18 protein-coding genes are annotated in these 13,525 nt (G+C 67.9%); 8 read left to right on the top strand and 10 right to left on the bottom strand.

Annotated elements, in window-relative coordinates; genetic code table 11:
* The first annotated feature begins 32 nt into the window (after positions 1-32).
* From mltA to HPT29_RS01065, 4 genes are all read left to right on the top strand, one after another.
* The gene (gene mltA / locus HPT29_RS01080; RefSeq protein WP_247654657.1) at positions 33-1,148 is read left to right on the top strand and encodes a murein transglycosylase A; all 1,116 of its coding nucleotides are present in this window, start codon (positions 33-35) and stop codon (positions 1,146-1,148) included.
* Entirely contained in the window at positions 1,145-1,699 is a 555-nt protein-coding gene (locus HPT29_RS01075) for a Smr/MutS family protein (protein WP_173948739.1), read from the top strand. The genes mltA and HPT29_RS01075 overlap by 4 nt, the downstream gene beginning before the upstream one ends.
* A gap of 4 nt (positions 1,700-1,703) precedes the next feature.
* Positions 1,704-2,111 carry a helix-turn-helix domain-containing protein gene (locus tag HPT29_RS01070; protein ID WP_173948740.1) on the top strand — a complete coding sequence of 136 codons (408 nt, stop codon included), beginning with the start codon at positions 1,704-1,706 and terminating at the stop codon, positions 2,109-2,111.
* Between the two features lie 70 nt (positions 2,112-2,181).
* Entirely contained in the window at positions 2,182-3,183 is a 1,002-nt protein-coding gene (locus HPT29_RS01065; RefSeq protein WP_173948741.1) for an adenosine kinase, read from the top strand.
* A 141-nt stretch (positions 3,184-3,324) separates the two neighbouring features.
* Here the strand turns inward: HPT29_RS01065 and HPT29_RS01060 are convergent, their stop codons facing one another.
* The 9 genes from HPT29_RS01060 to hisB form a co-directional block, all read right to left on the bottom strand.
* Complete coding sequence (locus HPT29_RS01060; RefSeq protein WP_173948742.1) at positions 3,325-3,843, bottom strand: YidH family protein; 519 nt, start codon at positions 3,841-3,843, stop codon at positions 3,325-3,327.
* A 56-nt stretch (positions 3,844-3,899) separates the two neighbouring features.
* On the bottom strand, positions 3,900-4,877 hold the full coding sequence (gene coaA, locus HPT29_RS01055; protein ID WP_173948743.1) for a type I pantothenate kinase: 978 nt from the start codon (positions 4,875-4,877) through the stop codon (positions 3,900-3,902).
* A 23-nt stretch (positions 4,878-4,900) separates the two neighbouring features.
* A complete protein-coding gene (locus HPT29_RS01050) occupies positions 4,901-5,221 on the bottom strand; it encodes a phosphoribosyl-ATP diphosphatase (RefSeq protein ID WP_173948744.1) in 321 nt (106 codons plus the stop codon).
* Between the two features lie 7 nt (positions 5,222-5,228).
* Positions 5,229-5,978 carry a type I methionyl aminopeptidase gene (map, locus tag HPT29_RS01045; RefSeq protein ID WP_173948745.1) on the bottom strand — a complete coding sequence of 250 codons (750 nt, stop codon included), beginning with the start codon at positions 5,976-5,978 and terminating at the stop codon, positions 5,229-5,231.
* 58 nt (positions 5,979-6,036) lie between these two features.
* Entirely contained in the window at positions 6,037-6,840 is an 804-nt protein-coding gene (gene hisF, locus HPT29_RS01040; RefSeq protein WP_173948746.1) for an imidazole glycerol phosphate synthase subunit HisF, read from the bottom strand.
* Complete coding sequence (gene hisA, locus HPT29_RS01035) at positions 6,840-7,592, bottom strand: 1-(5-phosphoribosyl)-5-[(5-phosphoribosylamino)methylideneamino]imidazole-4-carboxamide isomerase (RefSeq protein WP_173948747.1); 753 nt, start codon at positions 7,590-7,592, stop codon at positions 6,840-6,842. The genes hisF and hisA overlap by 1 nt, the downstream gene beginning before the upstream one ends.
* The gene (gene hisH / locus HPT29_RS01030) at positions 7,580-8,230 is read right to left on the bottom strand and encodes an imidazole glycerol phosphate synthase subunit HisH (protein WP_173948748.1); all 651 of its coding nucleotides are present in this window, start codon (positions 8,228-8,230) and stop codon (positions 7,580-7,582) included. Before hisH ends, hisA begins: the two co-directional genes overlap by 13 nt.
* Positions 8,227-8,739, bottom strand: a complete 513-nt coding sequence (locus HPT29_RS01025) for a DUF2628 domain-containing protein (protein ID WP_173948749.1) — start codon at positions 8,737-8,739, stop codon at positions 8,227-8,229. Before HPT29_RS01025 ends, hisH begins: the two co-directional genes overlap by 4 nt.
* 177 nt (positions 8,740-8,916) lie before the next feature.
* Complete coding sequence (gene hisB / locus HPT29_RS01020) at positions 8,917-9,504, bottom strand: imidazoleglycerol-phosphate dehydratase HisB (protein ID WP_114944198.1); 588 nt, start codon at positions 9,502-9,504, stop codon at positions 8,917-8,919.
* A 254-nt stretch (positions 9,505-9,758) separates the two neighbouring features.
* On the opposite strand from hisB, the gene hslV reads away from it, so the two are divergent.
* The 4 genes from hslV (at position 9,759) to HPT29_RS01000 (ending at position 13,069) form a co-directional block, all read left to right on the top strand.
* A complete protein-coding gene (hslV, locus tag HPT29_RS01015; protein WP_173948799.1) occupies positions 9,759-10,289 on the top strand; it encodes an ATP-dependent protease subunit HslV in 531 nt (176 codons plus the stop codon).
* Positions 10,286-11,599, top strand: coding sequence for an ATP-dependent protease ATPase subunit HslU (gene hslU / locus HPT29_RS01010; protein ID WP_173948750.1), 1,314 nt, complete (start codon positions 10,286-10,288; stop codon positions 11,597-11,599). Before hslV ends, hslU begins: the two co-directional genes overlap by 4 nt.
* 113 nt (positions 11,600-11,712) lie before the next feature.
* Entirely contained in the window at positions 11,713-12,519 is an 807-nt protein-coding gene (locus tag HPT29_RS01005; RefSeq protein ID WP_432807272.1) for an endonuclease III domain-containing protein, read from the top strand.
* A gap of 73 nt (positions 12,520-12,592) precedes the next feature.
* Positions 12,593-13,069 carry a BA14K family protein gene (locus tag HPT29_RS01000; protein WP_173948751.1) on the top strand — a complete coding sequence of 159 codons (477 nt, stop codon included), beginning with the start codon at positions 12,593-12,595 and terminating at the stop codon, positions 13,067-13,069.
* Between the two features lie 60 nt (positions 13,070-13,129).
* Here HPT29_RS01000 and HPT29_RS00995 read toward each other — a convergent pair whose 3' ends face one another.
* Complete coding sequence (locus tag HPT29_RS00995) at positions 13,130-13,480, bottom strand: RidA family protein (RefSeq protein ID WP_173948752.1); 351 nt, start codon at positions 13,478-13,480, stop codon at positions 13,130-13,132.
* Between the last annotated feature and the right edge of the window lie 45 nt (positions 13,481-13,525).

Raw genomic sequence — 13,525 nt, 5'->3', positions numbered from 1 at the left:
TCCTCGCCTGTTCTCTCGCCTGGGGCTTAAACATGTCCGCCGGAGCGGCTGCGGCGCTGCAGGATCAGGCGCGCCTGGAGCCCCTGCCCTTCGCGGCGCTTGCCGGCTGGGAAGCCGACGATCATGCGGCCGCGTACCGGGCCTTTCTCCGCTCCTGTCGCGCCCTGGACGGCGCTGCCGCCGCCCTGCGCCCGGCCCAGCCGCCGCAGCACGACCTTCTGACCGTCTGCCGCGCGGCCCTGAGGAACCCCGAGCCGTCGCCCGCCGAGGCGCGCCGATTCTTCGAGGCCCATTTTCAGCCCGTCGCCGTCACGCCCCGTTCCGGCGGCGGTTTTCTCACCGGTTATTACGAGCCTGAATTCCAGGGTTCGCGCGCGCCCGACGCCGTTTATCGGGTGCCCCTGCTCGACCGGCCCGCGGATCTCGTCACCGTTCCTCAAGGGGAAACCTTGCCGGGTCTGGACAAAGGCCTCCAGGCCGCGAGGCTTACGAAGAACGGATACGAGCCCTATCCGGACCGCGCCGCCATCGAGGCGGGCGCCCTGGGCGCCCGCGCGAGGCCCATCGTGTATCTGCGCGAGCCCGGGGAGGCCTTCATCATCCATGTCCAGGGCTCCGCCCGCATCAGGCTCTCCGACGGCACGGTGATGCGCGTCGCCTATGCGGGACGCAACGGGCGGCCCTACACGTCGATCGGTCGCCTGCTGGTCCAGCGGGGCGAGATGGATCTGGAGACCATGACGCTCGACAGGCTCATGGGCTGGCTGAAGGACCATCCGGAGCCCGCCAAGGCCCTGATGCGGCAGAATCAATCCTACATCTTCTTCCGCGAGGCGAGCGAGCTTGCGCCCGCGGACGGGCCGATCGGCGGGGCCGGCATCCCGCTCGTGCCCGGCCGCAGCCTCGCGGTCGACCGGTCCCTCTGGGCCTACGGCCTGCCCGTCTGGCTCGACGGAGAATTGCCCCTCGCCCTCGACAGGACCGAACCCCTGCGGCGGCTGATGATCGCCCAGGATACGGGCTCGGCCATCGTCGGCCCGGCGCGGGGCGACTTCTTCTTCGGCAGCGGCGCCGAGGCGGGGCGCCGCGCCGGCCTCCTGCGCCATCCCGTGCGCTTCGTGGTCCTGCAGCCCAAACCCCGTTCATGACCAGAAAAAGCCGCACGCGCCAGCTCAGCCCCGAGGAGAAGCGGCTCTGGTCCCATGTGGCCCGGCACGTGAAGCCCATGGCGGGCAAGCGCCTGACGCCCGAGCCGGGGGACCGAGCCGCCCCGGCCCCGCAGGTCGCCGCTCCCGCGCCCGTTCCGGCCCCGCTCCCGCCTCCGAAGCCGGCCCTGCCGCCGCTCGCTCCGGTGGAGCGCAGGACCCTCCAGGCCCTGCGGCGCGGCCGCAAGGACGTGGACAGCGTCATCGACCTGCACGGGATGCGCCAGGAGGAGGCCCATTTCGCTCTTCTGCGCTTCCTCCATCGGGCGCAGGGCTCCGGCCACGGGCTCGTGCTCGTGATCACCGGCAAGGGGGGCGCGGCCGTCAGTTCCGGCCTCGTCGAGGAACGGGGCGTGCTGCGGCGCATGGTGCCGCATTGGCTGCGCCTGCCAGACCTGCGCTCCCTGGTGGTCGGCTTCGAGGAGGCCTCTCCCCAGCACGGCGGATCCGGTGCACTCTATGTCAGGCTCCGCCGCCGGCGGGGCGCGGGATAGACGGATGACTCCCTTCGGCGAACGAGTACGGCAGCTGCGCCAGGAGCGCGGGCGGATGTTGAAGGACATGGCCGCCCATCTCGGCGTGTCGAGCGCCTATCTCTCGGCCCTCGAGCGCGGCGAGCGCGGCAAGCCCACCTGGGCGCTGATCCAGGGCGTCCTGCAATATTTCCACATCATCTGGGACGAGGCCGACGAACTGACGCGCCTCGCCGACCTGTCCGACCCCCGGGTGAAGATCGACACGGCTGGCGGCGACCCTCGGGCGACCCTGCTCGCCAACCGCCTCGCCCGTGAGATCCGCTCCCTCTCGGAGGCCGAACTCGAGCAGATGCTGGCCATTCTCGACCGGGCGCAGACCCGGGAGCGGCGCGCCCCGGTGCCGATCCAGGCGGTGCAGGACAAGGTTTAGCGGACGCCCGCCTTGACCTCCCCTGCCCCGGATGCGAAAGCGCCCCGTCCTTTCTCAATCCCGGTGGCTCATGTCCCAGACCCGCATCGACGTCCTCACCCTCGGCAACGCCATCGTTGACGTGCTCGCCCACACGGACGAGGCCTTCCTCCTCCAGAAGAAGGTCCACAAGGGCGCCATGCAGCTGATCGACGAAGCCCGTGCCGAGGAGCTCTACGGCGACATGGGTCCGGCGGTCATCGTGTCGGGCGGCTCCGGGGCCAACACGGCGGCGGGCGTCGCCTCCTTCGGGGTCAAGGCCGGCTTCATCGGCAAGGTGAAGAACGACGAGACGGGCCGGCTTTTCGCCCACGACCTCAAGGCCATCGACGTTCATTACGACGTGACCCCGGCCGAGGACGGCCCCGCCACGGCCCGCAGCTTCATCCTGGTGACGCCGGACGGCGAGCGCACCATGAACACCTATCTCGGCGCCTGCCAGAACCTCACCCCCGACGACGTGAACCCGGACACGGTGCGCGCCTCGTCCATCGTCTATCTCGAAGGCTATCTCTGGGATCCGCCGGCCGCCAAGGAGGCCTTCCGCAAGGCGGTCAGGATCGCCCACGAGGCCGGCAACAAGGTGGCGCTCACCCTCTCCGACGCCTTCTGCGTCGACCGCTACCGCGACGAGTTTCTGGGCCTGATGCGCGACGGCAGCCTCGACATCCTGTTCGCCAACATCCACGAGCTGCAGAGCCTCTACGGCACGTCCGATGCCGACACGGCGCTCGCCGCCCTGCGCGAGGAGAACGTGCTCGGCGCGATCACGCGCTCGGCGGACGGCGCGCTCATCGTCAGCCGGGGCGAGACCAGGGCCGTCCCGGCCTTCCCGGTGGAGCGCGTGGTCGACACCACGGGCGCCGGCGACCTCTTCGCGTCGGGTTTTCTGGCCGGCCTCGTGAAGAACCTCGACCTCACCGACTGCGCCCGGCTCGGGGGCCTCGCGGCCGCCGAGATCATCAGCCATCTCGGCGCCCGCCCTCAGGCGAACCTGCGCGGGCTCGCCGAGCAGGAAGGGCTGCTGTCCTAAGAACCGCCCTGCCCCTTTATCGGCAATACTCTCCCCGTCGGGGCCGGGCCTGTCCCGGCCATCCCGATCCGAAGTGCGCCGCGACTCACAGCATCGAGATCACCGGCACGAGGCCGGTGATGACCCGATAGGGTGATCGCTTCACCCGCCCGTCCGCCCGAACCACAGGCCGAACAGGGCCGCGAGCGAGACGAGCGCGAGAAAACCGTTGAACAGCACCAGCAGGAACGGCGGGAGGCGCTGCACGTCCGGGTGTGGCGGCTGCGAGCCCGTAAAAATCTGGCGCCACACGGCCGAGCCGAAGCAGAAGGCGCTGAACAGCACCAGGATCGATCCGGTCGAGACGATCATCCAGTCCGGCACCACGCCCTCCAGGAGCTTCTTCGCCCCGATCCCGGAGGCGAGCGCGGCGAGACCCGTGCGCACCCAGGCCGCGTAGGTGCGCTCGGCGGCAAAGACCGTGCGGTTGGCGGCCAGCTCCGTGCGCCGGTCCGCGCTGTCCTTCATCTGCACGCTGGCCTTGGCGGTGGTCTTGGCGGCTTCCTGCGTGTGCGCGGCCGCTTCCTGCGTCTGCTCGGCGGCCTCCTGGCTCTGCTCCGCCGCTTCCTGGGCGTGCTCGGCGCTGCGCTTGAGCTTTTCGTCGACCGGGTGCGTCGTCATGGCTCCTCCCCTCATCCGGAGGCACAACGCTCACGGTTGAGAAATGGTTGGACCCGTTAGAGCCGTCTCAGCGCCACCGTCTCGATCCGGTGGCTCGGGCCCTTCTTCAGGATCAAGCTCGCGCGCTGGCGGGTGGGCACGATGTTCTCCTGCAGGTTCACCAGGTTGATGCGGCTCCACAAGCCGTCCGCGATGGTGATGGCTTCCGACTCCGACAGTTCCGCATAACGCCGGAAATAGGACAGCGGATCGCGGAAGGCGGTGTGGCGCAGGCGCAGGAAGCGGTTCACGTACCAGCGGTGCAGGTCCTCCTCGTCGGCGTCGATATAGACCGAGAAGTCGAAGAAGTCGGACACGAACGGAATGGCCGTGCCGTCCTTGGGCATGCGCGCGGGCTGGAGCACGTTGAGGCCCTCGACGATCAGGATGTCCGGCCGGTCGACGGTGGTCTCCTCGCCGGGCACCACGTCGTAGACGAGGTGGGAGTAGAGCGGCGCCTTCACGTTGCGCTTGCCGGCCTTGATGTCGGCCAGGAAGTGCAGGAGCTTGCCGGTGTCGTAGCTCTCCGGAAAACCCTTGCGCTCCATGAGGTTGAGCCGGGTCAGCTCGGCATTCGGCAGGAGGAACCCGTCCGTGGTGACGAGGTCGACCTTCGGGGTGTTGGGCCAGCGGGCCAGCAGCGCCTTGAGCACGCGGGCCGTGGTGGACTTGCCGACCGCCACCGATCCCGCCACGCCGATGATGTAGGGCACCTTCTCCTGCTGCTCGGCCAGAAGGAAGCGCTGAGTCGCCTTGAACAGGCCCTGCGTGGCCGCGACGTAGAGGGAGAGCAGGCGCGAGAGCGGCAGGTAGATCGCCGCGACCTCGTCGAGGGAGATCGGATCGTTGAGGGATTGCAGCTGCACCACCTCGTCGGCGGTGAGCGTCATGGGCGCGTCGGCGCGCAGGCGGGCCCATTCGTCACGCGAGAAGATGCGGTAGGGCAAGAGGCCGTCATCGTCCTCGTCGGCGGACATCAGGTTGGGCTGGTCCATGCGAACCACCTCTTTTCCAGGTTTTAGGTCTTGCGCGCGGCCTTCTCGGCAAGACCCGACTGCGCCGTGCGGCGCTCCAGTTCGGCCATGACGTCACTTAGAGGAATGTTTGCGCCCTGCAACACGACCAAAAGATGATACAGCACGTCCGCGGCTTCCGCCGTCAGGTTCTTCCGGTCGCGCTCGACGGCCGCGATGGCCGCTTCGACGGCCTCCTCGCCCAGCTTCTTGGCCGCCTTGGCCGGCCCGCCGGCAATGAGCTTGGCCGTGTAGGATTCGGTCGCCGGCGCGGCCGCGCGCTCGGACACGATGCGGGCGAGGTCGTCGAGGGTGAAGGTGGTCATGATGGAACTAACCCGGCAATGTGACGACGAGAGGACCGTTTCGGGTGGCGACGACCGTATGCTCGTACTGGACCGTCGGGGCGCGGGGATCGCTGAGCAGGGTCCATTCGTCCTCGCCGTCCGTTGCCCAGTTCGCCCCCAGGGACAGGAAGGGCTCCACGGTGAAGACCAGGCCCTCGGCCATGATACGACGCTCGGAGCGGTCCGGCCACGTGGCGATTTCCTTCGGCTCCTCGTGCAGGGAATGGCCGATGCCATGGCTCGCCAGGTTGCGCACCAGGGTATAGCCGTTCTTCTCGGCGAATTGTCCGATGGCCTGCCCGATGCCGGCCATCGGCCGGTTCGCACCGACCTGGCGCAATCCCACCCACATGGCGCGACGGCCGTCCCGGCAGAGCCGCTTGGTCGCGTTCGTGACCGGCGGGACCGCGAAGGACGCACCGGTATCGGCGAAAACGCCGTTCTTTTCCGCCGAGATGTCGATGTTGACGAGGTCGCCCGCTTCGATGCGCCGGGGGCCGGGAATGCCGTGAGCCACCTCCTCGTTCACGCTGATGCAGGTTGCCCCGGGAAAATCGTAGACGAGTTCCGGGCCGGAGCGGGCGCCGGCCTTCTCGAGCAGCCGGCGGCCGATCAGGTCGAGCTCCGCCGTGGTCATGCCCGGCTCGAGGGCCGCCGCCATCGCCTCGAGGGTATTGGCGACGATCCGGCCGATGTCCTGGAGCTTGGTCAGATCGTCCTCGTTGGAGACCGTCATTCGCTGAATCCCTTCAACTGGGGGTCATGATCGGGCACGCGCGTCGTGACGGCCACGCTCACGGCCGACCTGACGCGCTCTGCGCCGGCTCGTCCAGCCGCATCTTGAGGCCCTTCCCGGCCATGTAGCCCTTGGCCTCGCCGATCGTATGCGTGCCGAAGTGGAAGATCGAGGCCGCGAGCACCGCGCTGGCATGGCCGTCCTTCACGCCGTCGACCAGATGGTCGAGATTGCCGACGCCGCCGGACGCGATGACCGGCACCGAGACCGCATCCGCGATGGCGCGCACCAGCGCGAGGTCGTAGCCGCCCTTGGTGCCGTCCCGGTCCATGGAGGTGACCAGAAGCTCCCCTGCCCCGAGCTCCGCCACCTGTCGGGCGAACGCGATGGCGTCGATCCCGGTGGCGTTGCGACCGCCATGAGTGAAGATCTCCCAACGCGGTTCCTCGCCTGCGCCCGACACCTTCTTGGCGTCGATGGCCACGACGATGCATTGGTTGCCGAATTTTTCCGACGCCTCGCGGACGAAATCCGGGTTCTTCACCGCGGCCGTGTTGATCGAGACCTTGTCGGCGCCGGCGAGCAGCAGCCTGCGGATGTCCTCGACGGTCCGCACGCCGCCGCCGACGGTGAGCGGCATGAAGCAGGCTTCGGCCGTGCGCTGCACCACGTCGAGCAGGATCCCCCTCGCCTCGTGGCTTGCCGTGATGTCGAGGAAGCAGAGCTCGTCGGCGCCGGCCGCGTCATAGGCCTTGGCGGCTTCGACCGGGTCGCCCGCGTCGATCAGATCGACGAACTGCACGCCCTTCACGACGCGCCCGTCCTTCACGTCGAGGCAGGGAATGAGACGCACTTTGAGCATCAGGCGGGCTCCTTGCGCACGGAGCGCAGCAGCGTCAGCGCTTCCTGCGGGTCGATGCGTCCGTCATAGAGGGCGCGGCCGGAGATGGCGCCGTTAAGGACCGCGCAATCGGGCTGGGTCAGGCGCTCGATATCGGCCATGGAGGCGAGGCCGCCCGAGGCGATGACCGGGATCGAGACGGCGCGGGCGAGCCCCAGGGTCATGGGGAAGTTGAGGCCCTTGAGGATCCCGTCGCGGGCGATGTCCGTGTAGATGATGGCGGCCACGCCCGCATCCTCGAACCGGCGGCCGAGCTCCTCGGCCGACAGGGTCGATGTCTGGGCCCAGCCTTCGACCGCCACCAGCCCGTCCTTGGCGTCGATGCCGACCGCGATCTTGCCCGGATGGAGCCGGGCGGCCTCGCGCACGAAAGCGGGATCGCGCACGGCGGCCGTGCCGATGATGACGCGGGACACCCCCTTCCCGAGCCAGCCCTCCACGGTCTTCATGTCGCGGATGCCGCCGCCGAGCTGCACCGGGATGCCGACCCGCTTGAGGATGGTCTCGACCGCGGCCGCGTTCATCGGCTTGCCCGCGAAGGCGCCGTCGAGATCGACCACGTGCAGCCATTCGAAGCCCTGGGCCTCGAAGGTGGCGGCCTGGTCGGCCGGATCGTCGTTGAACACGGTCGCCTGGTCCATGTCGCCCTGGACGAGGCGGACGCAGCGGCCCTCTTTGAGATCGATGGCAGGATAAAGGATCACGGGCGCCACCTCAAAAAATTGGCGATGAGCTTGAGGCCGAGCGCCTGGCTCTTCTCGGGATGGAACTGGGTGCCGACGAGATTGTCCCGTCCGACAATGGCGGTCACCGGGCCACCGTAATCGGCGGTGGCGACCACGTCGTCGGGGCTTTCCGGCGTCAGCGCGTAGGAATGCACGAAATAGGCATGCAGCCCGTCCGGCCCGGTCGGGATGCCGTCGAGCAGGGGGTGCGGCTTCGCCAGGGTCAGCGTGTTCCAGCCCATATGGGGGATCTTGAGCGCCGGATCGCCCGGCTGGATCGGCTTCACGTCACCGTGGATCCAGTCGAGGCCGTAGCTGACCGTGTGCTCGAGGCCGCGGGTCGCCATGAGCTGCATGCCGACGCAGATGCCGAAGAAGGGGCGCTTGTCCTCATGGACGCGCCGCTGCAGGGCCTCCACCATGCCGGGAACGGAGTCGAGGCCGCGGCGGCAATCGGCGAAGGCGCCGACGCCCGGCAGCACGATCCGGTCGGCCCTGGCGACGAGGGCCGGGTCGGACGAGACGGCAATGGAGAGGTCGAGCTCGGCCTCCCGGGCCGCTCGCTCGAAGGCCTTGGCGGCGGAGTGCAGGTTGCCGGACCCGTAATCGATGATGACGACGCTCACCGGGGACGCTCCGCATCGGGGAAGAGGCCGATCACCGGCTCGGACCTCCGGGGGGTGGACAGAATGGCTGCCGGTGCCGGGCCGCGGGGCGGGGACGAGGCCAGGGATGAGGCCAAGGATGACTTGGCCGCGAGCCAGCGGGCGAAGGCCTTGGCCTCCGCCTCGTCCTGGTCCTCGGCCGTCACCACGTCGGCCACCGGCAGGCCGTGGCGGGCCAGGGTCCAGCGCCGCAGGCTGTTGGCCTCGAGCCCGATCAGACCCTGCAGCAGGAGCTGCGCGAGGGAGCCGGCCAGGGGATGCACGTCGAGCAGGGCCATGAGGCCCCCGAAGGCCAGGACCAGGACCAGGACCCCGAGACCGGCGAGCCAGAGCCGATGGTAGAAGAACCACAGGAACGTGAAGAAGAACGCCCCCCAGGAAAAGGCGTCCCTCACGAGCTCCGACTCGTCGAGAGCGGTCGCGTCGCCCGGCCGCGCGTCGCGCGGGAGGTGCAGGGTATAGGTGGTCATGACGTTTCCTCAGGCCTTGCCCGGTGAGGTGACGACGACGATCTCGCCAGGCAAGAGGCTCTTCGACCATCGGACCCGGAAGCGGACGCCACCTCCGGAATGATCCAATGCTCCATTCAAAGACGGCGCATCATGCGGGACGACAGGACCGACTTTTCCGCACGATGCGTGAGTGATCTAGAGCGTTCCCTTGGTGGAGGGAACGCGGCCCTCCTCCCTCGGGTCCAGTGCCACGGCCTGACGCAAGGCCCGTGCCAAGCCCTTGAAGCAGCTCTCGGCGATATGATGGCTGTTCTCGCCGTAGAGCGTCTCCACGTGCAGGGTCAGCCCCGCATTGATGGCGAAGGCCTGATGGAACTCGCGCACCAACTCGGTGTCGAAAACGCCGATCTTCTCCGTCGGGAAGGTGGTCCGGAAGACCAGGAAGGGGCGGCCCGATATGTCGAGGGCGACGCGCGTCAAGGTCTCGTCCATCGGCAGATGGATGTCGGCATAGCGCGAGATGCCCTTTTTATCGCCAAGCGCCTGCAGGATGGCCTGGCCCAAGGCGATGCCGGTGTCCTCGGTGGTATGATGCTGGTCCACGTGCAGGTCGCCGGTCACCTTCACGGTCAGGTCGAAGAGACCGTGTCGGGCGAACAGTTCGAGCATGTGGTCGAGGAAGCCGACCCCCGTGGAGATCTCGGCCTTGCCGGTGCCATCGAGGGCGATCGACACGGCAACATCGGTCTCGGCGGTGCGACGGCTGACGCTCGCGGAGCGCATCATCAAAATCCTTTGCGGAACAGGAGACAGGGGCCTTCTAGCAAGCCGCGGCGAGAAACGCCACCCGCGTTGCTTTTGGCCGATGAATGATTAAGTCAGGCCTCAGGCGCCCAACCAAGCTCCACCTCGTCCATCGAGTCGGCCTGACGGCTTCTCAGGATAAGGCTCATGGTGCGTTTGAAGGCGCGCATTGCTGACGACGAATTTCTCTCTACCGGAGTTTGACCCTCGTGTCCGAAGACGCCGCCCCCCGCATGCATGCCACCACGATCCTCATGGTCCGCAAGGGCGGCCGCGTCGTCATCGGAGGCGACGGGCAGGTGAGCCTGGGGCAGACCGTGGTGAAGGGCAATGCGCGCAAGGTCCGGCGTCTCGCCAAGGGCGGCGTGATCGGCGGCTTCGCCGGATCGACGGCCGATGCCTTCACCCTGTTCGAGCGCCTCGAGGCCAAGCTCGAGCAATATCCCGGCCAGCTCACCCGCGCCTGCGTGGAGCTGACCAAGGACTGGCGCACCGACCGGTACCTGCGGCGCCTCGAGGCCATGATGCTGGTGGCCGACAAGGAGGTCGGCCTGCTGCTCTCCGGCGCCGGCGACGTGCTGGAGCCCGAAAACGGCATCATGGCCATCGGGTCCGGCGGCAATTACGCGCTGGCGGCCGCCCGCGCGCTCGCCGATTCCGGCATGGACGCGGAAGCCATCGTGCGCCGGTCGCTGGCGATCGCCGCCGAGATCTGCGTCTATACCAACTCGAATATCGTCATTGAGACCCTGGACATCGAATGACCACGTTTTCTCCCCGCGAAATCGTTTCCGAACTCGACCGCTACATCGTCGGCCAGAACGACGCCAAGCGCGCGGTCGCCATCGCGTTGCGCAACCGCTGGCGCCGGCAGCAGCTCGAGGGTTCCTTGCGCGAGGAGGTGGCGCCCAAGAACATCCTCATGATCGGCCCCACCGGCTGCGGCAAGACCGAAATCTCGCGCCGTCTCGCCAAGCTGGCGGGCGCACCCTTCATCAAGATCGAGGCGACCAAGTTCACGGAAGTGGGCTATGTGGGCCGCGACGTGGAGCAGATCGTGCGCGATCTCGTGGAGATCGGCATCGGCCTCGTCAAGGAGGAGCGCCGCCGCCAGGTGCAGGCCAAGGCCCATGTGGCGGCCGAAGAGCGCGTGCTCGATGCCCTCGTGGGCGCCACGTCCAGCGCCGCCACCCGCGATTCCTTCCGCCGCAAGTTGCGCGCCAACGAACTCGACGACAAGGAGATCGAGGTCGAGCTGCAATCCGGCGGAGGGCAGGGGATGCCGATGTTCGACATCCCGGGCATGCCGGGGGCGTCCGTGGGCGCGATCAACCTCTCCGACATGTTCGGCAAGGCCTTCGGCGGCGGACGCGCGAAGACCCGCCGCACCACCGTGCGCGAGGCTTACGAGCCGCTCGTGACGGAGGAGGCCGACAAGCTGATCGACCAGGACGCCATCGTGCAGGAGGCTCTGCGCCAGGTGGAGAACAACGGCATCGTGTTCCTGGACGAAATCGACAAGATCGCCGGCCGCGAGGGCCGCACGGGCGCGGACGTCTCCCGCGAAGGCGTACAGCGCGATCTGCTGCCGCTGATCGAAGGCACGACCGTGTCGACGAAATACGGGCCGGTGAAGACCGACCACATCCTGTTCATCGCTTCCGGGGCCTTCCACGTGTCGAAGCCGTCGGACCTGCTGCCCGAACTGCAGGGCCGCCTGCCGATCCGCGTCGAACTCGCCCCGCTGACGGTGGAGGATTTCAAGCGCATCCTCACCGAGACCGAGGCGAGCCTCATCAAGCAGTCGGTGGCGCTGATGAAGACGGAGGGGTTGGACCTCGTGTTTACGGACGATGCCATCGACGCGCTCGCGCAGGTGGCCGTCGACGTGAACAATTCCGTCGAGAACATCGGGGCACGCCGGCTGCAGACGGTGCTCGAGCGGGTGCTCGACGATGTCTCCTTCACGGCGCCCGACCGCTCGGGCGAGACGGTCACCATCGATGCGTCCTATGTGCGCGGCGAGGTGGAGACCCTGGCCAGGAACACGGATCTGAGCCGGTTCATTCTGTAAGATCGACGACCATGACGCCGTCATGGCCGGGCCTGTCCCGGCCATCGCGATTGTCTCGAGCGTGGCGCCTCTCGCATCGGGATCACCGGGACGAGTCCGGCGATGACGCGTGAATGGAACCACCCTCCCGATTCGCGACTTGCCTCGGGATGAATCCGGATCTGCAGGACCTCAAGGCGAAGGCGCTCGCCATCCACGAGCGCCTCTGCCAGATCTATGGCTGTCCGATCGCGTATTTCCATTCCCTCGACCCCCTGAGCGAGCTGATCTCGTCGCTGCTCTCCCATCGCACCCGCAACGCGGATTCGGGCCGCGCCTTCAAGGCGCTCAAGGCCCGCTATGCCGACTGGCGCGCGATGATGAGCGCGCCCACCGAGGAGGTGGAGGCGACGATCCAGGGCGTCACCTGGCCGGAGCAGAAGGCGCCGCGCCTGCAGGCGGTGCTGCGCGCCGTCGAGGATCGGCACGGCAGCCTGTCGCTCGATTTACTTGGCGCCATGCCGGTCAGGGAGGCGAGGGCGTGGCTCGAGAGCATTCCGGGGATCGGCCCGAAGACAAGCGCTGCGGTGCTGTCGTTCTCGGTGCTGCGCAAGGCCGCGCTGCCCGTCGACAGCCATCACCACCGGGTGGCGCAACGCACCGGACTCATTCCCCAATCGGTTGCGGTCGGCCCGTCCCATGCGGCCTTGGCATCCTTGCTGCCCGAGGACTGGGATGCGCAGCAGGTCTACGATCACCACGAGGTCATGATGCTGCACGGCCAGCGCTGCTGCTTCTTCAAGAGCCCGGCCTGCGGGCGCTGCGCGATTCTCGATCTCTGTCCGACCGGGCAGGGGCGGGTGGAGGGCAGGCGGGTCGTCGCCGCCAAACCCGACGGGATCGTGCAGGATCATTCATCCTCACGTTCCCGCGAGAGATAGTCCGAAATCCCGCAAAAACGGAACGACCGGCGGGTTCTTCGCGTTCGCTCCCCACGATTAGAGGAGTTAGCTCATGCGTAAGTTTGTCTTGGCGGCCGCTGCGACGGCTGTCCTGGGTACCTTCGGTCTCGCCGCTCCGGCCTCCGCGGCCGAGACGCAGACGGCGCCGGTGAACGAACTCGTTGCCGCTTTGAAGAAGGGTGAGGTTCAGTCCGATTACGTGCAGTATCGCCGCTACTACCGCGGCGGCCCGCGCTACGTGGAGCGCCGCGCCTACGGGCCGCGCCGTGGCTACTACGGCCCGCGTTACGGCTATTACGGTCCGCGCTATTACCGCCGCGACTACGGCTCGGCGGCGGCGGCCGGCGCCATCGGTCTTGCCACGGGCGCCATCATCGGCGGGGCCATCGCCCAGTCGCAGGCTCAGGCCGCTCCGACCTATGTCGCCCCCGGCGGCGGCTCGGCCTATTGCGCCCAGCGCTTCAAGTCCTACGACCCGGCCTCGGGCACCTATCTGGGCTACGATGGCCTGCGCCATCCCTGCCCGTAAGCACGACGGCGCGAGACGGAACGAAGCGGGCCTGACGGCCCGCTTCGTTTTTGAGAAGCCTCACTTCGCCGCGATGACGGCGATCTCGACCTTGAAGGCCGGAGCCGCGAGCTTCGCCTCGACGGTGGCGCGGGCCGGGGTGTTGCCGGCCGACACCCAGGCATCCCACACGGCGTTCATCTCCTGGAACGCTCCCATGTCGGTGAGCCAGATATTGGCCATCAGGATCTTCGACTTGTCGGTGCCCGCCTCGCTGAGGAGGCCGTCGATGATCGAGAGGATTTCCTTCGTCTGCTCGGCGACGCTTTGCCCGGCGGTCTGATTGGCGACCTGGCCGGCGAGATAGACCGTGTTGCCGTGGACGACGGCGCCGCTCATGCGCGGGCCGGGCTTGATGCGTTGGATCGTCATGGAATGTCCTTGTGCCTTTTCCAGAACAGGTGGGATCTGCCTTTT

Source organism: Microvirga terrae (assembly GCF_013307435.2).
Classification (GTDB): domain Bacteria; phylum Pseudomonadota; class Alphaproteobacteria; order Rhizobiales; family Beijerinckiaceae; genus Microvirga; species Microvirga terrae.
The sequence above is the reverse complement of the archived record's forward strand: the minus strand, read 5'-3'. Positions and strand labels throughout refer to the sequence as shown.